Here is a 20,045-nt window from a genome sequence, read left to right on the forward strand (position 1 = left end):
TCTGACGTGATAGGACAGCGCGAAAGCGTGAGCGGCGCCCACTTCGCCTTCACCGACCGGTGGGGCGGGGTGAGCGCCGCTCCGTATGAGGAGCTCAATCTCGGCGGAGCGGTCGGTGACGATCCGGACGCCGTACGCACCAACCGTGAACTGGCCGCCAAGTCCCTGGGCGTCGAGCCGGACCGGGTGGTCTGGATGAACCAGGTGCACGGTGCCGACGTGGCGGTGGTGGACGGGCCGTGGGGATCTTCCTCCGAGATCCCGTCGGTCGACGCGATCGTCACGACGCGGCGGGGGCTCGCCCTCGCCGTGCTCACCGCCGACTGCGTGCCGGTTCTGCTCGCCGACCCCGTCGCCGGGATCGCCGCCGCGGCCCACGCGGGCCGGCCCGGCATGATCGCCGGAGTCGTCCCGGCCGCGCTACGCGCGATGACGGAGCTGGGTGCCGAGCCCTCCCGGATCGTCGCCCGCACCGGGCCCACCGTCTGCGGCCGGTGTTACGAAGTGCCCGAGGCGATGCGCGCCGAGGTGTCCGCCATCGAGCCGGCGGCGTACGCCGAGACGAGCTGGGGCACACCGGCGGTCGACGTGAGCGCCGGAGTGCACGCACAGCTGGACCGGCTCGGAGTGTGCGACCGGGCGCAATCGCCGGTGTGCACGCTGGAGTCGGACGATCACTTCTCGTACCGCCGCGACCGCGTCACCGGTCGGCTCGCGGGCTATGTGTGGCTGGACTGATAGAGCATGACGGACCGTAAGGACGAACTCGCCGCGAATCTGGCGAAAGTGGAGCGGCGCATCGCCGGCGCGTGCGCGGCCGCTGGTCGGGGGCGCGACGAGGTGACCCTGATCGTGGTCACCAAGACCTACCCCGCGACCGATGTGCGGATCCTCGCGGAACTCGGCGTGCGGCACGTCGCGGAGAACCGCGACCAGGACGCGGCACCGAAGGCCGCCGCGTGTATGGATCTGCCCCTTACTTGGCATTTTGTCGGTCAACTCCAGACCAACAAGGTGCGATCCGTGGTCGGATATGCGGACTTCGTGCAGTCCGTCGATCGTTCCAAGCTCGTCACAGCTCTGTCGAAGGAGGCCGTCCGCGCCGGACGGGAGCTGGGGTGTCTCATCCAGGTCGCACTCGACGCCGGCGAGAGCGCGCGGGGTGAGCGGGGAGGCGTCGCGCCCGCCGGAATCGAAGAGCTGGCCGACCTCATCGCGCGGTCACCGGGGCTGAGGCTCGGCGGACTGATGACCGTCGCACCGCTCACCGGGGAGTACGCGGGACGCGAACAGGCGGCGTTCGGGCGGTTGATGGATTTGTCGACTGACCTGCGCCGGAGTCATCCGGCTGCCACCATGGTCTCGGCAGGGATGAGTGCGGACCTCGAGCAGGCCGTGGCGGCCGGAGCGACACATGTGCGCGTCGGCAGCGCGGTACTCGGAGTCCGCCCCAGGCTCGGGTAACGTCGCCAAGAAGTCGGACCACAGCAGAAAATATGGTCATTGCCGCCGAAAGGCGGATTCAAGGACCTCGTGGATCGCGGGCACTTGGCAGTCGTCAGCCGATCCACCACAGAGCGGAGGACTCAGAGCATGGCCGGCGCGATGCGCAAGATGGCGGTCTACCTCGGCCTCGTGGAGGACGATGGGTACGACGGCCGCGGATTTGACCCCGACGACGACTTCGAACCCGAACTGGACCCGGAGCCCGAACGGGACCACCGACGGCACGAGCCGTCCCACCAGTCGCACGGCTCACATCAGCCCCAAAGGGACGAAGAGGTACGAGTCGTACAAGCGCCCGCACCTCGTGAGCCGGCTGCCCGTTCCGCTTCGCTACCCGCGGAATCCGGCCGCCCGGCGCGTATCGCGCCCGTGGCATCCATCACACAAGAACGCGCAAGTCTGGAGAAGAACGCACCGGTGATCATGCCCAAGGTCGTGTCCGAACGAGAGCCTTACCGGATCACCACGCTCCACCCACGGACCTACAACGAGGCCCGTACCATCGGGGAACACTTCCGTGAAGGCACCCCGGTGATCATGAATCTGACTGAGATGGATGACACAGACGCGAAGCGACTTGTCGACTTTGCGGCCGGTTTGGTGTTTGGTCTTCACGGCAGTATCGAGCGGGTGACGCAGAAGGTGTTCCTGTTGTCGCCTGCTAACGTCGATGTCACGGCGGAGGACAAGGCCCGCATCGCAGAGGGCGGGTTCTTCAACCAGAGCTGAGACGTAACACCGGAAGCAGCAGCAACAGCAGGGCACAGGGGAGAGGGAAGCAACAGATCATGAGCGTGGTTTTGGATGTCGCCTACATCGCGCTGATGTGCTTCCTCATCGTGCTCATCTTCCGGTTGGTCATGGACTACGTCTTCCAGTTCGCCCGCTCATGGCAACCAGGCAAGGCGATGGTGGTCGTTCTCGAGGCCACCTACACTGTCACGGATCCACCGCTCAAGCTTCTGCGGCGGTTCATTCCGCCGCTGCGTCTCGGGGGCGTGGCGCTCGACCTGTCCTTCTTCGTGCTGATGATCATCGTCTACATCCTGATCTCGATCGTGAGCCGGCTGTGAGCGATGTGAACTACGGTCTTGCCGAATGCCGACGACTACGTTGAGGTGAAGAGATGCCGTTGACCCCCGAGGACGTGCGGAACAAGCAGTTCACGACCGTCCGCCTCCGAGAAGGCTATGACGAGGACGAGGTCGATGCCTTCCTCGACGAGGTCGAAGCCGAACTGACCCGCCTGCTCCGCGAGAACGAGGACCTGCGCGCCAAGCTGGCCGCGGCCACGCGCGCTGCTGCCCAGAACCAGCAGAACATGCGCAAGCCTCCGGAGCAGCAGGATCAGCAGCAGCAACAGCAGCAGCAGGGCATGCGCGGTCCTGGTGGTCCTGTTCCCGCCGGCATATCGGGCCCGCCGCAGCAGCAGATGGGTGGCCCCATGGGTGGTCCGCCCCAGCTGCCGAGCGGTGCCCCGCAGCTGCCCGCCGGTCCCGGCGGTCAGGGTGGTCCCCAGGGTCCTGGTGGTCCCGGTCCGATGGGCCAGGGTCCGGGTCCGATGGGTCAGCCCCCGATGCAGCAGCAGATGGGTGGTCCGATGGGCGGCCCCATGGGCGGTCCGATGGGCGGCCCCGGTCAAGGAGGCCCCGGTGGCGACAGCGCCGCCCGTGTCCTCTCGCTGGCCCAGCAGACCGCCGACCAGGCGATCGCCGAGGCCCGTTCCGAAGCCAACAAGATCGTCGGCGAGGCGCGTTCGCGCGCCGAGGGTCTGGAGCGTGACGCCCGTGCCAAGGCAGATGCCCTGGAGCGGGACGCGCAGGAGAAGCACCGCGTCGCGATGGGCTCCCTGGAGTCCGCCCGCGCCACGCTGGAGCGCAAGGTCGAGGACCTGCGCGGCTTCGAGCGCGAGTACCGCACGCGTCTGAAGTCGTACCTGGAGTCGCAGCTGCGTCAGCTGGAGACCCAGGCCGACGACTCGCTGGCCCCGCCGCGTACTCCGGCGACCGCGTCCCTCCCGCCGTCCCCGGCGCCTTCCATGGCACCGGCCGGCGCGAGCGCCCCGTCGTACGGCGGTGGCAACCAGACGATGGGCGGCGGTCCCTCGCCGTCCGGTCCGTCCTACGGCGGTCAGCAGCAGATGTCCCCGGCGATGACCCAGCCGATGGCGCCGGTGCGTCCGCAGGGCCCGTCGCCGATGGGTCAGGCGCCCTCGCCCATGCGGGGCTTCCTGATCGACGAGGACGACAACTGACGGCCTGATGGCCAGTAGTACGGCATAGACGTCGGCAGCGTTCAGGGCGGGGCCCCGGGTTTGAACCCGGGGCCCCGCCCTTTTGCCGCACGCGCCTCTTCGCCGGACACGTCGCCCCTTTGCCACACGCGTTCGTGCGCACACAACGCCGAAGGCCCGGTTCCGCCAAGATCTTTGGCGGGACCGGGCCTTCGGTCCGGGCTACCCCCTGTGGGTTACGCCTTGCGCAGGCGGAACGTCAGCGTCAGTCCCTCGTCCGTGAACGGGTCCCCGTAGCCGCCGTCCGCGTCGCCCTCGGCGCTGTCCTCATGCACGAAGGCCGTCGCCAGGACCTCGTCGGCGATCAGGCCGGCGTGGTCGGTGAGGGCCGCGACCGTCGCCGGGTCCGTGGCGGTCCAGCGCAGTGCGATGCGGTCGGCCACGTCGAGGCCGCTGTTCTTGCGGGCCTCCTGGATCAGGCGGATCGCGTCACGGGCCAGGCCCGCACGGCGCAGCTCCTCCGTGATCTCCAGGTCGAGGGCGACCGTCGCGCCCGCGTCGGACGCCACGGACCAGCCCTCGCGGGGCGTCTCCGTGATGATCACTTCGTCGGGAGCGAGCGTGATGGTCTCGCCGTCGACCTCCACCGACGCCGTGCCCTCGCGCAGGGCCAGGGACAGCGCGGCCGCGTCCGCGTTGGCGACGGCCTTGGCCACGTCCTGGACGCGCTTGCCGAACCGCTTGCCCAGCGCGCGGAAGTTGGCCTTCGCCGTGGTGTCCACCAGGGAGCCGCCGACCTCGCTCAGCGTCGCCAGGGACTCGACGTTCAGCTCTTCCGTGATCTGCGTGCGCAGTTCGGAGTCCAGCGTCTCGAAGCCCGTCGCCGCGATCAGGGCGCGGGACAGCGGCTGCCGGGTCTTGACGCCCGACTCCGCGCGCGTGGCACGGCCCAGCTCCACGAGCCGGCGCACCAGCATCATCTGCTTCGACAGCTCCGGGTCGATGGCGGTGAGGTCCGCCTCGGGCCAGGTCGACAGGTGGACCGACTCCGGGGCACCCGGGGTGACCGGAACGATCAGGTCCTGCCACACCCGCTCGGTGATGAACGGGGTCAGCGGGGCCATCAGCTGCGTCACCGTCTCGACGACCTCGTGCAGCGTGCGCAGCGCGGCCTTGTCGCCCTGCCAGAAGCGGCGGCGGGAGCGGCGCACGTACCAGTTCGACAGGTCGTCGACGAACGCGGACAGCAGCCTGCCGGCGCGCTGGGTGTCGTAGGTGTCGAGGGCCTGGGTGACCTGGTCGGTGAGCGCGTGCAGTTCGGACAGCAGCCAGCGGTCCAGGACCGGGCGGTCCGCCGGGGCCGGGTCGGCCTCGGACGGGGCCCAGCCTGACGTGCGGGCGTACAGGGCCTGGAAGGCGACCGTGTTCCAGTATGTGAGGAGCGTCTTGCGGACGACCTCCTGGATGGTGCCGTGGCCGACGCGGCGGGCCGCCCAGGGGGAGCCGCCGGCGGCCATGAACCAGCGGACCGCGTCCGCGCCGTGCCGGTCCATGAGCGGGATCGGCTCCAGGGTGTTGCCCAGGTGCTTGGACATCTTGCGGCCGTCCTCGGCGAGGATGTGGCCGAGGCAGACCACGTTCTCGTACGAGGACTTGTCGAAGACGAGCGTGCCGACCGCCATCAGCGTGTAGAACCAGCCGCGGGTCTGGTCGATGGCCTCGCAGATGAACTGGGCCGGGTAACGGGCCTCGAACAGCTCCTTGTTCTTGTACGGGTAGCCCCACTGCGCGAACGGCATCGAACCCGAGTCGTACCAGGCGTCGATGACCTCGGGCACGCGCGTGGCCGTCTTGCCGCAGCCGTCCTGCGGGCAGGCGAAGGTGACCTCGTCGATGAACGGGCGGTGCGGGTCCAGGCCCGACTGGTCGGTGCCGGTCAGCTCGGTCAGCTCGGTGAGCGAGCCGACGCAGGTGAGGTGGTCGTCCTCGCAGCGCCAGATCGGCAGCGGGGTGCCCCAGTAGCGGTTGCGGGACAGCGCCCAGTCGATGTTGTTGTTCAGCCAGTCGCCGTACCGGCCGTTCTTGACCGTGTCCGGGAACCAGTTGGTGTTCTCGTTCTCCGCGAGGAGGCGGTCCTTGACCTCCGTGGTGCGGATGTACCAGGAGGGCTGCGCGTAGTACAGCAGCGCGGTGTGGCAGCGCCAGCAGTGCGGGTAGCTGTGCTCGTACGGGATGTGCTTGAAGAGCAGGCCGCGCTGCTGGAGGTCCTCGGTGAGCTTTTCGTCCGCCTTCTTGAAGAAGACGCCGCCGACGAGGGGGACGTCCTCCTCGAAGGTGCCGTCCGGGCGGACCGGGTTCACGACCGGCAGGCCGTAGGCGCGGCAGACCTTGAGGTCGTCCTCACCGAAGGCGGGGGACTGGTGGACCAGACCCGTACCGTCCTCGGTGGTGACGTACTCGGCGTTGACGACGAAGTGCGCCGGCTCCGGGAACTCGACGAGCTCGAACGGGCGCTGGTACGTCCAGCGCTCCATCTCGGCACCCGTGAACGTCCGGCCGGTAGTCTCCCAGCCCTCGCCGAGGGCCTTGGCGAGGAGCGGCTCGGCGACGACCAGCTTCTCCTCGCCGTTCGTCGCGACGACGTAGGTGACCTCGGGGTGCGCGGCGACGGCGGTGTTGGAGACCAGCGTCCAGGGCGTGGTCGTCCACACCAGGAGCGCCGCCTCGCCGGCCAGCGGGCCGGAGGTGAGCGGGAAGCGGACGAAGACCGACGGGTCGACGACCGTCTCGTAGCCCTGCGCCAGCTCGTGGTCCGACAGGCCCGTGCCGCAGCGGGGGCACCAGGGGGCGACGCGGTGGTCCTGGGCCAGCAGGCCCTTGTTGAAGATCTCCTTGAGCGACCACCAGACCGACTCGATGTACTCGGGGTCCATCGTGCGGTACGGCTCGGTGAGGTCGGTCCAGTAGCCCATGCGGGTCGTGAGCTCTTCGAAGGCGTCCGTGTGCCGGGTCACCGACTCGCGGCACTTCGCGTTGAACTCGGCGATGCCGTACGCCTCGATGTCCTGCTTGCCGGAGAAGCCGAGCTCCTTCTCCACCGCGAGCTCCACCGGGAGGCCGTGGCAGTCCCAGCCGGCCTTGCGGGCCACGTGGTAGCCGCGCATGGTGCGGAAGCGGGGGAAGACGTCCTTGAAGACGCGGGCCTCGATGTGGTGGGCACCGGGCATGCCGTTGGCGGTGGGCGGGCCCTCGTAGAACACCCATTCGGGGCGGCCCTCGGAGTGCTCCAGGCTCTTGGCGAAGATCTTCTGCTCGCGCCAGAAGTCGAGCACGGCGTGCTCGAGGGCGGGCAGGTCGACCTGGGCGGGCACCTGGCGGTACGTCGGCGATGTCATCAGCGGGCTTCCTCCGGCGGACTTGCTGCCTTCCGTCCGGAGGGACGAGAGCTACGTCTGCCTGCGCCGCCTTCGGCGCGCTCCCGCGGTACCACCCTCCTTGGCCCTCCGGCGCGGGGTGTGCGTCGGTGAGCCCCCTCATTGGGGTCGCGATGCCGGTTCTACTGGCCGCCGCGCTCGGCGGCGGTTTTCTTCCGGCGGCTCCGGGGTGATCTTCGCGTCGCGCTCGCCCCCGGGCTTCCACCGTCCCCGGGTCGCTCTGGGCTGCGTACGCCGCTACTCGTCCCCATCCACGCTTTTCGCTCCGCCCAGTGTACGGCGCCGCGCGGACAGCGGCCGACCGCTTTTCGGGGCGGCCGGGGGCGGGGGGCCGCGAGGGGCGCCGTTGTGGGTGACGTATGGGTTTGATGACCTGAATGGAGTGGTATGGGTGTTCGGATCCTGGGACGTCCGGCTCGGCGGATTACCCGGCGGGGAGCTGGGCACAACGGATGCAGGTTCGCCGCGCGGCGTGCGCGAGGCGGGCGAATCGGGCGGTGTGCCCCGTTGCCGCGGGACTCAAGTCGATTTATCGTCCCAGAACGATTCGCGAGCAAGATCACAATATGTGAAGGGGCCGCGGCCATGGTGGCGAAGAAGACCGCCGTACAGCAGCCGGCGTCCGGCAGGTCCGCGGAGGCCTCCGGCGGTGCGGCCAAGGACGTGGGCGGGAAGAAGACCACGCAGGGGGGCCCGGCGGGGCGGGCGGCGAAGGGGGCGGCAGGGAAGGCGGCCGAGGGGACGAAGGCGGCGGTCGAGAAGACGAAGTCGGCCGTCAAGAAGGTGACGGCCAAGAAGGCCGTGGCCGAGGAAGCGGTGGCCAAGGTCGGCAAGGCCGTGACCGGGAAGTCCACGACGAGGCCTCCGGCTGGGAAGGCGACGGCTGGGAAGGCTCCGGCAAGGAAGGCGGCTGCCGAAGAGGCGGCGGCCAGGAAGACGGCGGGCAAGACGGTCGCGGGCAAGAAGGCGGCAGGCAGGAAGACGGCAGCCGAGGCTGTGGTCGAGAAGGCTCCGGCAAGGAAGGCGGCTGCCAAGGAGGCGCCGGCCCGGAAGGCGGCAGGCAAGAAGGCGGCAGGCAAGGCCGCGGCCGGGAGAGGCTCGGCCAAGGAGACGGCTGTCAAGGAGACGGTGGCTGAGAAGCCGGCAGCCAAGGCCACGGCCGAGAAGGCCCCGGCCAGGAAGGCGGCGGCCAAGGAGACCGCGGCCAAGAAGGCCCCGGTCAAGACGGCGGCCGAGGAGACAGCGGCCAAGAAGGCCCCGGCCAAGAAGGCGGTGGCCGAGGAGGCGGTGGGGAAGAAGGCGGCGGGGAAGAAGGTCGTGAGGAAGAAGGCTGCGGTCGAGAAGGCCCCGGTCAAGAAGGCGGCGGGGGAGGAGGCGGCGGTGAAGAAGGCCGCTGTCAAGAGGGCGAAGGCCGCCAAGGCCGGTGCCGCGAAGCAGGGCGTCGAGGCCGAGGGCGTTCGCGCCGGAGGCGAGAGCACCACCACGAAGGGCGCTGTCGGGAAGGGCTCTGCCCGGACCGGCGCGGTCACACAGGACACGGCCGGGAGCAGCACGGCCAAGAAGGCGGGTGCGGCCGAGGCCGCGCAGCAGACGGGAGCGACGACGGTGGGTGCTAAGAAGACTCCTGGCACGGCGACGGCGGCCAAGACCGCTGTTCCGAAGGCACGGGGGGCCGCGGCGGAGCCAGGTGAGCTCGCGGTACGCCCCGGCGAGGACCCCTGGACGGAGGCGGAGGTCGAGGAGGCGCGTGCCGAGCTGACGTCCGAGGAGACCCGGCTGCGTGAGGAGCTCGAATCGTCGGAGCGGTCACTGGCCGGTCTGATGCGGGACTCCGGGGACGGCGCCGGCCACGACGAGGCGGACACCGGCAGCAAGAACATCACGCGCGAGCACGAACTGGCGCTGGCCGCCAACGCGCGCGAGATGCTCGTCCAGACCGAGCGCGCCCTGGAGCGCCTCGACTCCGGTACCTACGGCCTGTGCGAGAACTGCGGCAACCCCATCGGCAAGGCCCGTATGCAGGCCTTCCCGCGGGCCACCCTGTGCGTGGCGTGCAAGCAGAAGCAGGAGCGCCGATACTGACCGCCGCCGAATGCCTCCTGAGCACGTGGGACGCCCGGGGTTGACGTACCCTCGTCCTCAGTCAGGCACCTAGGTTGAGGGACTCACGTGGCAGAGGCGGAGCGCATCATCGGTACGCCGGACACACCGGACGCGGCCGGTAACGGACGGGAGCGGCCCGACGAGGCGGCGGCCGCCGGGGCGTCCGGTGCGGATGAGCCGGCGGCGGCCGGGCGGTCCCGGGGCAAGCGCAGGATCGCGGTCCTGTTCGCCGTCGCCACGTTCGCCTACGCCCTCGACCTGATCAGCAAGATGATCGTGGTGGCCAAGCTGGAGCACCACCCGCCCATCGAGATCATCGGGGACTGGCTGAAGTTCGAGGCGATCCGCAACGCGGGCGCGGCCTTCGGCTTCGGCGAGGCCTTCACGGTGATCTTCACCATGATCGCGGCGGCGGTGATCGTGGTGATCGCCCGGCTCGCCCGCAAGCTCTACAGCCTGCCCTGGGCGATCGCGCTCGGCCTGCTGCTCGGCGGTGCGCTGGGCAACCTCACCGACCGGATCTTCCGGGCGCCGGGTGTCTTCGAGGGCGCGGTCGTGGACTTCATCGCGCCCAAGCACTTCGCCGTCTTCAACCTGGCCGACTCGGCGATCGTGTGCGGCGGCATCCTGATCGTGCTGCTGTCGTTCAAGGGGCTGGACCCCGACGGGACCGTCCACAAGGACTGAGCCCGCGAGGGGGTTGTCCACAGGTCGGTACGGGGCTGTCTCACCCGTCCGGCATACTCGACGGGTGAGCACGATTCCCGAGATCCGTACCCTGCCCGTGCCCGACGGCCTGGAGGGCGAGCGCGTCGACGCCGCCATCTCCCGCATGTTCGGCTTCTCCCGGACCAAGGCGGCCGAGCTCGCCGCCGCGGGGAAGGTCACGGTCGACGGATCGGTGGTCGGCAAGTCGGAGCGCGTGCACGGCGGCGCCTGGCTGGAGGTCGAGATGCCGCAGGCGCCCGCGCCGGTGCAGGTGGTGGCCGAGCCGGTCGAGGGCATGGAGATCGTGCATGACGACGATGACGTGGTGGTGATCGTCAAGCCGGTGGGCGTGGCCGCGCACCCGTCGCCGGGCTGGACCGGCCCGACCGTCATCGGCGGCCTCGCCGCCGCCGGGTACCGCATCTCGACCTCGGGGGCCGCCGAGCGCCAGGGCATCGTGCACCGGCTCGACGTCGGCACGTCCGGGCTGATGGTGGTCGCCAAGTCGGAGTACGCGTACACGTCGCTCAAGCGCCAGTTCAAGGAGCGCACGGTCGACAAGCGGTACCACACGCTCGTCCAGGGCCACCCCGACCCGACCAGCGGCACCATCGACGCGCCCATCGGCCGTCACCCGCAGCACGACTACAAGTGGGCGGTCACCGCCGAGGGCAAGCCGTCCGTCACGCACTACGACCTGATCGAGGCCTTCCGCGCGGCGTCCCTGCTCGACGTGAAGCTGGAGACCGGCCGCACGCACCAGATCCGCGTCCACATGGCCGCCCACCGGCACCCCTGCGTGGGCGACCTGACGTACGGGGCCGACCCGACGCTCGCCAAGCGGCTCCATCTGACCCGCCAGTGGCTGCACGCGGTGCGGCTCGGCTTCGAGCACCCCGGGGACGGGCAGTGGGTGGAGTTCGCCTGCGACTACCCGGAGGACCTGCAGAAAGCCCTGGACCAGGTCCGGGAGGAGACGTACGCATGAGCGGGAGGCCGGCGCCGTCGTACGTGGTGCGGGTCGCCGAGGTCCCGGCCGACCGTGAGGCGTGCTTCGCGGTGCGCAAGGAGGTGTTCGTCGGCGAACAGGGCGTGCCGGAGGACATCGAGTACGACGCGTACGACGCGGAGGCCGTCCATGTGCTGGCGGTCCGGGAGGACGGCGTGCCGCTCGGGACGGGGCGGCTGCTGCTCGGGGAGGCGGCCGTGGCGAAGACCGGAGCCGACCCGTCCGTGGGCTCCCTCGGCCGGCTCGCCGTGGCCGCCCACGCGCGCGGACTCGGTGTCGGCGTCGCCCTCGTGCGGGCCATCGAGGACGCGGCACGCGCGCGGGGTCTCACGGCCGTGGACCTGCACGCGCAGACGCACGCGCTGGGCTTCTACGAGCGGCTCGGCTACGAGCCGTACGGACCGGAGTACTTGGAGGCGGGCATTGCGCACCAGGGGATGCGGCGTTCGGTCTAGAGGGGATGCGGCCTTCGCTCCGGCCCGCCATGAAGGGCGCCGAAACGGTGTGTCCCGGGAGTTGCGTGGCAGGCTTGAGGTCAGTCGTTTGAACGTTTGACCTTCCGGAGCGCTGACCGTGGATCAGTTGGCCCTGCTGTTCGTGCTGCTGCTCGGGGCCGTGATCAGTGTCCCGGTCGGGGACCGGTTCAGCGTGCCCGCGCCGGTGCTGATGACGCTGCTGGGCATAGTCCTCGCACTGCTCGACTTCGTGCCGAACGTCCAGATCCCGCCGGACCTGATCCTGCCGTTGCTGTTGCCGCCGCTGCTGTACGCCGCGGTGCGGCGCACGTCCTGGCGGCAGTTCGCGGCGAACAAGAGGCCGATCTTCCTGCTGGCCGTGGCGCTGGTGTTCGTCACGATGGCCTGTGTGGCCGCCGCGGCCAACGCGATCGTGCCGGGCCTGCCGCTGGCGGCGGCGTTCGCACTCGGCGCGCTGGTCGCGCCGCCGGACCCGGTCGCCGCGACCGCCGTCGCCGGGCAACTGGGGCTGCCGCGCCGGCTGGTGTCGATCCTTGAGGGCGAGGGGCTGTTCAACGACGTGACGGCCATCGTCCTCTACCACGTGGCCATCGCCGCCGCCGTCAGCGGGACGTTCTCGCCCTGGAAGGCCGGGCTCGATCTCGTGCTGTCGGCCGTGGTGGCGGTGGCCGTGGGCCTCGCGTTGGGCTGGGGCGCGAACAAGCTGATGGAACTGCTCGGGGACGCGACCCTCCAGATCGGGCTGACCCTGCTGGTGCCGTACGCCTCGTACGTCCTGGCCGAGGAGATGCACGGGTCCGGAGTGCTCGCCGTGCTCACCACCGCGCTGTTCCTCGCGGAGTACGGCTCCGACGCCGACGACGTCATGACGCGGCTGGCCGGGCACACGTTCTGGAACATCGTCGACACGCTCGTCACCGGCGTGGCGTTCGGGCTGGTCGGGCTGGAGCTGCACAACGCGATCCACACGGCGTCCGGCCGGTGGGGCGAGTTGCTCGGCTGGGCGGCGGTGGTCGTCTGCGTGGTCGTGTTCGTACGGCTGTTGTGGCTGCTGCCGGCGACCTGGCTGACGAAGCGGCTGCACGCGCGGCGGGACTACGACGAGGACATCCCGGTGAGCTGGCGCGAGACCGTGGTGATGTGGTGGTCGGGGATGCGCGGGGTGGCCTCGGTCGCGCTGGTGCTGGCCATTCCGCTGGAGACCGACGCGGGGGCGCCCTTCCCCAGCCGGGACGAGATCATCTTCATCGCGTTCGGGGTGATCGTGGTGACGCTGGTGGTGCAGGGGCTGACCTTGCCGTGGCTGGTGCGGCGGCTGGGGGTGCGGGCCGACACGGACGTCGAGAAGGAGTTCGCGAAGACGCTGGCGATCCGGGCGTCCAAGGCGGCCAAGCGCAGGCTCCAGGAGATCGAGGAGTCCGAGGAGCTGCCGGAGGAGCTGTCCGAGCAGATGGTGCGGCGGGCGTTCGACATCGCGGTGCGGATCAGTCCCGCGGTGGCCGAGGACGAGCGGCGGGAGGCCTATCGGGAGCGGGCCCGGCGGCTGAAGCGGGTGCGGCGGATCCAGCAGGAGATGCTGAGCGCTGCGCGGCATGAGGTGCTGGCGGCGCGGAGTGAGCCGGGGGCGGACCCGGAGGTGGTGGACCGGGTGCTGCGGCATCTCGATGTGCGGTCCATGCGGTGACTTTTCGGCTTTCGGCGGGTGGGGGTTGTTGTCCTTTTGTTCCCCGCCCGCGCGCCGCCCGTAGCTGTCGGTCGAGGGGTCCTGGTTTCCCGTGGGGGATGTTCGCCGTCGGCGGCTGACGGGCCGCCAAGACCCTCCCTCGACTCACTCAGCGCTCCGACCTCGGAGCGCCGTGGTAACGGCGTTGCTGGTGCGGGACGCCGTCCTGGGACGGGCGGTGGCCGTTGCGGGACGGGGGCGGGATCGCGTCCGCCGTGTTGACCCGGGGCAGGGCGTAGGGGTGCTCCTCGGTCAGCCAGCGGACCATCTGCTCGCGGACCGTGACCCGCACCGTCCAGATGTCGTCCGCGTCCTTGGCGGTCACCAGGGCCCGGACCTGCAGGGTGTTCGGGGTGGTGTCCGTGACGGACAGGTCGTAGGCGCGGCCGTCCCAGGCCGGGCACTCGCGCAGGATGTCGCGGAGCTTCTCGCGCATCGCCTCCACGGGGGCCGTGTGGTCGACGTGCCAGAACACGGTGCCGGTCATCTGCGGCGTGCCGCGCGACCAGTTCTCGAACGGCTTGGACGTGAAGTACGACACCGGCATGGTGATCCGCCGCTCGTCCCAGGTGCGCACGGTCAGGAACGTCAGGGTGATCTCCTCGACCGTGCCCCACTCGCCGTCCACGACGACGGTGTCCCCGATGCGCACCATGTCGCCGAAGGCGATCTGGAACCCCGCGAACATGTTGCTCAGCGTGGACTGCGCGGCGACACCGGCGACGATGCCGAGGATGCCGGCCGAGGCCAGCAGCGAGGCACCCGCCGCGCGGAACGCCGGGAACGTCAGCAGCATGCTCGCCGCGGCCACCACGCCGACGATCGCCGACACCACCCGCATGATCAGCGTCACCTGGGTGCGCACCCGGCGGACCCTGGCCGGGTCCCGCTGGGCCCGGGAATGGGCGTACCGGCTGTACGACGTCTCGACGATCGCCGACGCGATACGGATCACCAGCCAGGCCGTCGACCCGATCAGCACCAGGGTCAGCGCCTGGCCGATGCCCTCCCTACGGCTCTCCAGCAGCTGTGCCTCGTCGTACGACCCTCTCAGCAGGGCCGCGAGGAGCACGAGCTGGTAGGGGATGCGGCCGCGGCGGAGCAGCCCCCACAGCGGGGTCTCGTGGTGCCGTTCGTCGGCCTTGCGCAGCAGGAAGTCGGTGGCCCAGCCGATCACCAGCGTGAGCACGACCGAGCCACCGACCACGATCAGCGGTCGCAGCAGGTTTTCCATGCCCCCGAACCTAACCGGCTCACGGGGCACATGAACATGTGACTTCGGCGGCGTCCTGGGTAGTGCCGTGATCCCGGCCTGTCACACCCGGCTGGCACCATGGCCTCATGAACATCATGCTCTTTCACTCGACGCACGGACTGCGGCCCGCGGTGCTCCAGGCCGCCGACCGGCTGCGCGCGGCCGGACACGAGGTGTGGACGCCTGACCTCTTCGAGGGACGCACGTTCGACTCGGTCGAGGAAGGCATGGAGCACAAGGAGAAGATCGGCAAGGACGAGTTGCTGAAGCGGGCCGTGCTGGCCGCCGCGCCCTACTCGGAGCGGGGGCTGGTGTACGCCGGGTTCTCGCTCGGCGCCTCCATCGCCCAGACCCTCGCTCTCGGCGACGACAAGGCGCGCGGGCTGCTCCTCCTGCACGGCACGTCGGACATCGCGCCGGGCGTCACGGTGGACGAGCTGCCGGTCCAGCTGCACGTGGCGGAGCCCGACCCGTTCGAGACGGACGACTGGCTCAGCGCCTGGTACCTCCAGATGGGCCGCACCGGCGCGGACGTCGAGGTGTACCGGTACGCGGGCGCGGGTCACCTCTACACCGACCCCGACCTGCCGGACTACGACGAGGAGGCCGCCGAGGCCACCTGGAGGGTGGCGCTCGGCTTCCTCGACAGCCTGTAGCCGGCGGTTACCCGCGGCTCACACGGCGTCGTAGACGCGCTCGATCTTCTGCGTGCCGCTGCGCGTGCGGTACGAGCGGGACCACGTGGCGCTCGCGTCGCGCCGCGCGCGGTCGGAGATCACGTAGTAGTCCATCTGCGCACGCTCGGCCGTGATGTCCAGGACGCCGAAGCCGTGGCGGTCGGTGTCGACCCAGTGGACGTGCCGGTTGGCGGCGCGGATCACGGGTGCGGCGACCGCGGAGACCGTGCCCTGAGGGACCTTGACGAGGTCGTCGAGGTTGTCGGAGGTGACCGAGGTGACCACGAACTCCGTGGCGGCCGACGGGGACAGCGGGTACGTACCGGCGTCCACCGGCACGTCGTTGGCCCAGGCCATGTGGATGTCGCCGGTGAGGAAGACCGTGTTGCGGATCGCGTTCGCGCGCAGATGGCTGAGGAGTTCGCGCCGGTCGTCGGTGTAGCCGTCCCACTGGTCGGTGTTGAGGGCGAGCCCCTCCTGCGGCAGGCCCAGCAGCTTGGCCAGCGGCTTCAGCAGATCGGCGGAGAGCGAGCCGATGGCGAACGGCGAGACCATCACCGAGTTGCCGACCAGCCGCCAGGTGGTGTCGGACGCCTTCAGGCCCGCCTTGAGCCAGTCGAGCTGGGCGCGGCCGGTGAGCGTGCGGTCCGGGTCGTCGACCTCGCCGTTGCCGACCTTGACCTGCTGCGAACGGAAGGAGCGCAGGTCCAGCAGCGAGAGGTCGGCCAGCTTGCCGAAGCGCAAACGGCGGTAGGTGGTGCCCGCGATCGCCGGGCGCACCGGCATCCACTCGAAGTAGGCCTGCTTGGCGGCGGCCTGGCGGGCGGACCAGGCGCCCTCGGCGCCCTCCGTGTGGTTCTCGGCGCCGCCCGACCAGGCGTCGTTGGCGAACTCGTGGTCGTCCCAGATCGCCACGACCGGGGCCGCCGCGTGCAGGGCCTGGAGATCGGGGTCCGTCTTGTAACGCCCGTGCCGGACGCGGTAGTCGGCGAGCGTGACGATCTCGTGGGCCGGGGCGTGCGGGCGGACGACCGTGCCGCGGGTGCCGTACTCGCCGGTGCCGTACTCGTAGATGTAGTCGCCGAGGTGCAGCCAGGCGTCCAGGTCGCCGCGGGCGGCGAGGTGGCGGTACGGGGCGAAGTAGCCGGCTTCCCAGTTGGCGCAGGAGACCACGCCGAAGCGGAGGCCCGTGACGGCCGCGTCGGCCGCCGGGGCGGTGCGGGTGCGGGCGGCGGGGGAGTCGGTGCCCCCGGCGGAGAAGCGGAACCAGTAGTCGGTGGCCGGTTCCAGGCCGCGGATGTCGGCCTTCACGGTGTGGTCGGAGGCGGCCGTCGCGGTGGTGGAGCCCTTGGCGACGACGGTGCTGAACGCCTTGTCCTTGGCGACGACCCAGCTCACCTCGGTGTCCGGGCCGAGCCCGGAGCCGGGTATCGCCTCCGGGACGGGCGTCACGCGGGTCCACAGCAGGATGCCGTCCGGCAGGGGGTCACCGGAGGCGACGCCGTGCAGGAAGGCGGGGGCCTGGTCGACGGCGCGCGCGGGCAGGGTCCCTGCCAGCGGCCCGGCCAGGACAGCGGTCGCCGCCGCGGCCTTGACGACCGTACGGCGGCGCGGGGTGAGGGAGTTGAGGCCCTCGGACGTGTTCGATGATCTGTATCGACTGGTCACGAGCGATCAGGTTACTGGTCGGTATGCACCGGAGCGGGCGAACTGAAGGAAGTTCGCCCGCTCTTCACATGCCGGCCGGTCCCCGACCTGCCGTCACTTCTTGAGGGCCTCGCCCACGACCCTGTTGAAGTCGGCCACCGTCATCAGCGGCGTGCCCTGGTTGTCAGCGGTGAGCTGCTTGCCGTCCATGACGAAGCCCGGGGTGCCCTGCACGCCGTCCTTGTTGTCGTCGAAGGTCTTCGACATGGCCATCGCCCAGGCGTCGTAGGTGCCCTTCTCGACCGCGTCCTGGAACTTCTTGTTGCCCTTCAGCTCCGGGACCGTGTTCGCGACCTTGATCAGGTAGCTGTCGTCCTTGAACTTGTCGGTCGTCTCCTCGGGGTGGTACTTGGCCGAGTACAGCGCGGCCTTGTAGTCGAGGAACGCCTGGTCGCTGACGTTCAGCGCGGCACCCAGGGCGCTCAGCGCGTTCTTGGAGCCCTCGCCGTTGTCCTTGTTGTCGATGAAGGTCGCGCCGATGAACTGCATCTTGTACTTGCCGTCGTCGATGTCCTTCTTCACGGTCGGACCGACGGTCTGCTCGAACTGGGCGCACACGGGGCAGCGCGGGTCCTCGTAGATCTTCAGGGTCTTCTTGGCCGATTCCTTGCCGATGACGACCGTGGTGCCCTTGGCGCCCGTGGTGTTGGCCGGGGCGACGACCTTGGCGTCCTTCTGGGCCTCCCAGTGGGAGGGCTTGTTGCCCTGGACGACCGCGTAGCCGATGCCGCCGGCTATCGCCAGTACACCGACTATGGAGGCGGCGACGATGATCTGCCGCTTCGCCTTCGCCCGCTTGGCCTCGCGCTCGCGCTCGATCCGCAGCCGCTCACGGGCCGCCGTCTTCGCCGCCTGGGTGTTCCGCTTGCTCATGGTGATGTTCTCCGTCGGGGACGCGCACAGGTCGTGTGCGCAATACGTAAGGGGGACTGCCGGTGCTCGAAAGGTGCCTCACGCGAAGGCGGGCGAGCACGGCGGTCCACGCCGTCCCAGACACTGGGCGAGGATCCTCTCGCGGGCGGTGGGCGTGTGGTCGGGGGTCCGCGACGGCAGCCGGCGCCCGGCCGGGGCCCGCGTCACCGTCACCGCGGCGACCGCCAGCAGCAGCGGCCGGAAGGTGGTCGCCCCCACGGCGCGCAGCAGCTGGGCCAGGGCCCGCTCGCCCCGGCGCAGCCAGACGGCGGCGGCGAGCCCCACGCCGATGTGCGCGCCCAGCAGCAGCCAGGCGGTGGCCGGGTCGGCGTGCGCCACCGCGGCGGCGAGCCGTTCGGTGCCGGTGGCCCCGGCCATCCGGGCCAGCGGTGTGCCGATCTCGCCGCCCCCGCACAGCACGTCCAGGCCGACCGACCGCAGCGGTCCGGCGACCGGGCCGCCCGACCGGCCGTAACAGGCGTGCTGTCCCGTGGTGAACACCGTGTCGGCGGCCAGTTCCACCGGGATCAGCAGGGCCGCGATCCGCCCGAAGGAACGCTCGCGGCCCGCCAGGGCGTACGCGATCACGAACACGGTGGCGGCGACCGCGGCCACCGTGCCCATCGGGAGCGGGACCTGGGACAGCAGCACGTGCGACGCGGTGCTGAGCGTCACGACCACTGCCGTGAACAGCGCCGCGCGTACGGCTCTGAGCGGGATCCCGGATATGTCCATAGCGAGAGGAGAGTCTGTCACGGGGGCCGGTAAGGGACCCCTAAAGGATGCCTGTGAGAGGGCGGACGGCCAAAGCCCCGGCTCAGGGCTTCTTACAGCCCCGGGATCCGGCCGTTGCGGAACAGGTCCACGAAGGTCTGGTGGTCGGCACGCGCGCGTGCGCCGTAGCTGTGCGCGAAGTCGGTCAGCAGCGGGACGAAGCCCTCCTCGTCGCCGGCGATCGCCGCGTCGATGGCCCGCTCGGTGGAGAACGGCACCAGGGACTCACCGGACTGGTCGTCCGCCGCCGAGTGCATCGTGGCCGTGGCCCGGCCGAGGTCGGCCACCACCTGGGCGATCTCCTCCGCGTCGTCGATGTCGCCCCAGTCGAGATCCACCGCGTACGGCGAGACCTCGGCGACCAGCTGGCCGGCGCCGTCCAGCTCCGTCCAGCCCAGCCACGGGTCGGCGTGCGCCTGGAGGGCGCGCTGGGAGATGACCGTGCGGTGCCCCTCGTGCTGGAAGTAGTCGCGGATGGCCTGGTCCGTGACGTGCCGGGAGACGGCCGGGGTCTGGGCCTGCTTGATGTAGATCACCACATCGTTCTCCAGGGCGTCGCTGTGGCCCTCCAGCAGGATGTTGTACGACGGCAGCCCCGCCGAGCCGATGCCGATGCCGCGCCGGCCGACCACGTCCTTCACGCGGTAGGAGTCCGGGCGGGCCAGCGAGCTGTCCGGGAGCGTCTCCAGGTAGCCGTCGAAGGCGGCGAGGACCTTGTAGCGCGTGGCCGCGTCCAGCTCGACGGAGCCGCCGCCGGCCGCGAAGCGGCGCTCGAAGTCGCGGATCTCCGTCATCGACTCCAGCAGCCCGAAGCGGGTCAGCGACCGGGCGTCGCGCAGCGCGTCCAGCAGCGGGCCCTGTGCCGTGTCCAGCGTGAACGGGGGCACCTCGTCGCTCTTGGCGCCGGTGGCCAGGGCGTGGATCCGCTCGCGGTAGGCGACCGCGTAGATCGTCACCAGCTCGGAGATCTGCTCGTCGCTGAGCGCCTTGGCGTACCCGATGAGGGCGATGGAGGCGGCGAAGCGCTTCAGGTCCCACGTGAAGGGACCGACGTAGGCCTCGTCGAAGTCGTTGACGTTGAAGATCAGGCGGCCGTTGGCGTCCATGTAGGTGCCGAAGTTCTCCGCGTGCAGATCGCCGTGGATCCACACGCGCGAGGTGCGCTCGTCCAGGAACGGGCCGCCCCGCTTCTCCTCGTCCAGGTCGTGGTAGAAGAGCGCTGCCGTGCCCCGGTAGAACGCGAAGGCCGAGGCCGCCATCTTCCGGAACTTCACGCGGAACGCGGCCGGGTCGGCGGCCAGGAGCTCGCCGAAGGCGGTGTCGAAAACGGCGAGAATCTCCTCACCGCGGTGCTCGTCGTCGAGCTGCGGGAACGACATCGCTTGGTGCCTCCTGGTGGTGCGTCTGGGGACGGCAGGTCCGCCCTCTGCGTAACGTGCGGCGGTCCGCGGGAGTGCCCGCGAGCCCCGCACGAAGGTACGCGGGTCAGGCCTCCGAGTGTCACTGGCGAGGCATAGACTTCGACGCT

General features: G+C 70.3%; 17 protein-coding genes. 11 read left to right on the top strand and 6 right to left on the bottom strand.

Features of this window, described 5'->3' with window-relative positions:
- Positions 1-6: 6 nt before the first annotated feature.
- The 5 genes from pgeF to ABZ192_RS04310 all read left to right on the top strand — a co-directional run bounded on the left by pgeF (position 7) and on the right by ABZ192_RS04310 (position 3,760).
- Entirely contained in the window at positions 7-738 is a 732-nt protein-coding gene (gene pgeF, locus ABZ192_RS04290) for a peptidoglycan editing factor PgeF (protein ID WP_356923006.1), read from the top strand.
- Positions 739-744: 6 nt separating this feature from the next.
- Positions 745-1,464 (top strand): YggS family pyridoxal phosphate-dependent enzyme, encoded by a 720-nt coding sequence (locus ABZ192_RS04295; RefSeq protein ID WP_356923007.1) that lies wholly within the window; start codon positions 745-747, stop codon positions 1,462-1,464.
- Between the two features lie 129 nt (positions 1,465-1,593).
- Entirely contained in the window at positions 1,594-2,235 is a 642-nt protein-coding gene (sepF, locus tag ABZ192_RS04300) for a cell division protein SepF (protein WP_356923008.1), read from the top strand.
- Between the two features lie 59 nt (positions 2,236-2,294).
- Positions 2,295-2,579 carry a YggT family protein gene (locus ABZ192_RS04305; RefSeq protein WP_037674328.1) on the top strand — a complete coding sequence of 95 codons (285 nt, stop codon included), beginning with the start codon at positions 2,295-2,297 and terminating at the stop codon, positions 2,577-2,579.
- Positions 2,580-2,632: 53 nt separating this feature from the next.
- A complete protein-coding gene (locus tag ABZ192_RS04310) occupies positions 2,633-3,760 on the top strand; it encodes a DivIVA domain-containing protein (RefSeq protein ID WP_356923010.1) in 1,128 nt (375 codons plus the stop codon).
- 215 nt (positions 3,761-3,975) lie between these two features.
- Here ABZ192_RS04310 and ileS read toward each other — a convergent pair whose 3' ends face one another.
- Positions 3,976-7,134, bottom strand: coding sequence for an isoleucine--tRNA ligase (gene ileS, locus ABZ192_RS04315; RefSeq protein WP_356923011.1), 3,159 nt, complete (start codon positions 7,132-7,134; stop codon positions 3,976-3,978).
- Between the two features lie 624 nt (positions 7,135-7,758).
- Here ileS and ABZ192_RS04320 point away from each other — a divergent pair.
- From ABZ192_RS04320 to ABZ192_RS04340, 5 genes are all read left to right on the top strand, one after another.
- A complete protein-coding gene (locus ABZ192_RS04320; RefSeq protein ID WP_356923012.1) occupies positions 7,759-9,255 on the top strand; it encodes a TraR/DksA family transcriptional regulator in 1,497 nt (498 codons plus the stop codon).
- A gap of 87 nt (positions 9,256-9,342) precedes the next feature.
- The gene (gene lspA / locus ABZ192_RS04325; RefSeq protein ID WP_356923013.1) at positions 9,343-9,963 is read left to right on the top strand and encodes a signal peptidase II; all 621 of its coding nucleotides are present in this window, start codon (positions 9,343-9,345) and stop codon (positions 9,961-9,963) included.
- Positions 9,964-10,027: 64 nt separating this feature from the next.
- Positions 10,028-10,972: an RluA family pseudouridine synthase gene (locus ABZ192_RS04330; protein ID WP_356923014.1), complete on the top strand. Its 945-nt coding sequence runs from the start codon at positions 10,028-10,030 to the stop codon at positions 10,970-10,972.
- A complete protein-coding gene (locus ABZ192_RS04335; RefSeq protein ID WP_356923015.1) occupies positions 10,969-11,448 on the top strand; it encodes a GNAT family N-acetyltransferase in 480 nt (159 codons plus the stop codon). The genes ABZ192_RS04330 and ABZ192_RS04335 overlap by 4 nt, the downstream gene beginning before the upstream one ends.
- A 118-nt stretch (positions 11,449-11,566) precedes the next feature.
- The gene (locus ABZ192_RS04340) at positions 11,567-13,153 is read left to right on the top strand and encodes a Na+/H+ antiporter (RefSeq protein WP_356923016.1); all 1,587 of its coding nucleotides are present in this window, start codon (positions 11,567-11,569) and stop codon (positions 13,151-13,153) included.
- Between the two features lie 148 nt (positions 13,154-13,301).
- Here ABZ192_RS04340 and ABZ192_RS04345 read toward each other — a convergent pair whose 3' ends face one another.
- On the bottom strand, positions 13,302-14,426 hold the full coding sequence (locus ABZ192_RS04345; RefSeq protein ID WP_356923017.1) for a mechanosensitive ion channel domain-containing protein: 1,125 nt from the start codon (positions 14,424-14,426) through the stop codon (positions 13,302-13,304).
- Positions 14,427-14,533: 107 nt separating this feature from the next.
- On the opposite strand from ABZ192_RS04345, the gene ABZ192_RS04350 reads away from it, so the two are divergent.
- Positions 14,534-15,103, top strand: a complete 570-nt coding sequence (locus tag ABZ192_RS04350) for a dienelactone hydrolase family protein (protein ID WP_356923019.1) — start codon at positions 14,534-14,536, stop codon at positions 15,101-15,103.
- Positions 15,104-15,121: 18 nt separating this feature from the next.
- On the opposite strand, the gene ABZ192_RS04355 is transcribed toward ABZ192_RS04350, so the two are convergent.
- The 4 genes from ABZ192_RS04355 to ABZ192_RS04370 form a co-directional block, all read right to left on the bottom strand.
- Entirely contained in the window at positions 15,122-16,792 is a 1,671-nt protein-coding gene (locus tag ABZ192_RS04355; protein ID WP_356923020.1) for an alkaline phosphatase D family protein, read from the bottom strand.
- A gap of 93 nt (positions 16,793-16,885) precedes the next feature.
- On the bottom strand, positions 16,886-17,704 hold the full coding sequence (locus ABZ192_RS04360) for a DsbA family protein (RefSeq protein WP_356923021.1): 819 nt from the start codon (positions 17,702-17,704) through the stop codon (positions 16,886-16,888).
- A gap of 78 nt (positions 17,705-17,782) precedes the next feature.
- Complete coding sequence (locus ABZ192_RS04365) at positions 17,783-18,478, bottom strand: hypothetical protein (RefSeq protein WP_356923022.1); 696 nt, start codon at positions 18,476-18,478, stop codon at positions 17,783-17,785.
- 92 nt (positions 18,479-18,570) lie between these two features.
- On the bottom strand, positions 18,571-19,896 hold the full coding sequence (locus tag ABZ192_RS04370; protein ID WP_356923024.1) for a DUF2252 domain-containing protein: 1,326 nt from the start codon (positions 19,894-19,896) through the stop codon (positions 18,571-18,573).
- Positions 19,897-20,045 lie beyond the last annotated feature (149 nt).

Source organism: Streptomyces sp. NPDC006235 (assembly GCF_040613735.1).
Lineage (GTDB): Bacteria > Actinomycetota > Actinomycetes > Streptomycetales > Streptomycetaceae > Streptomyces.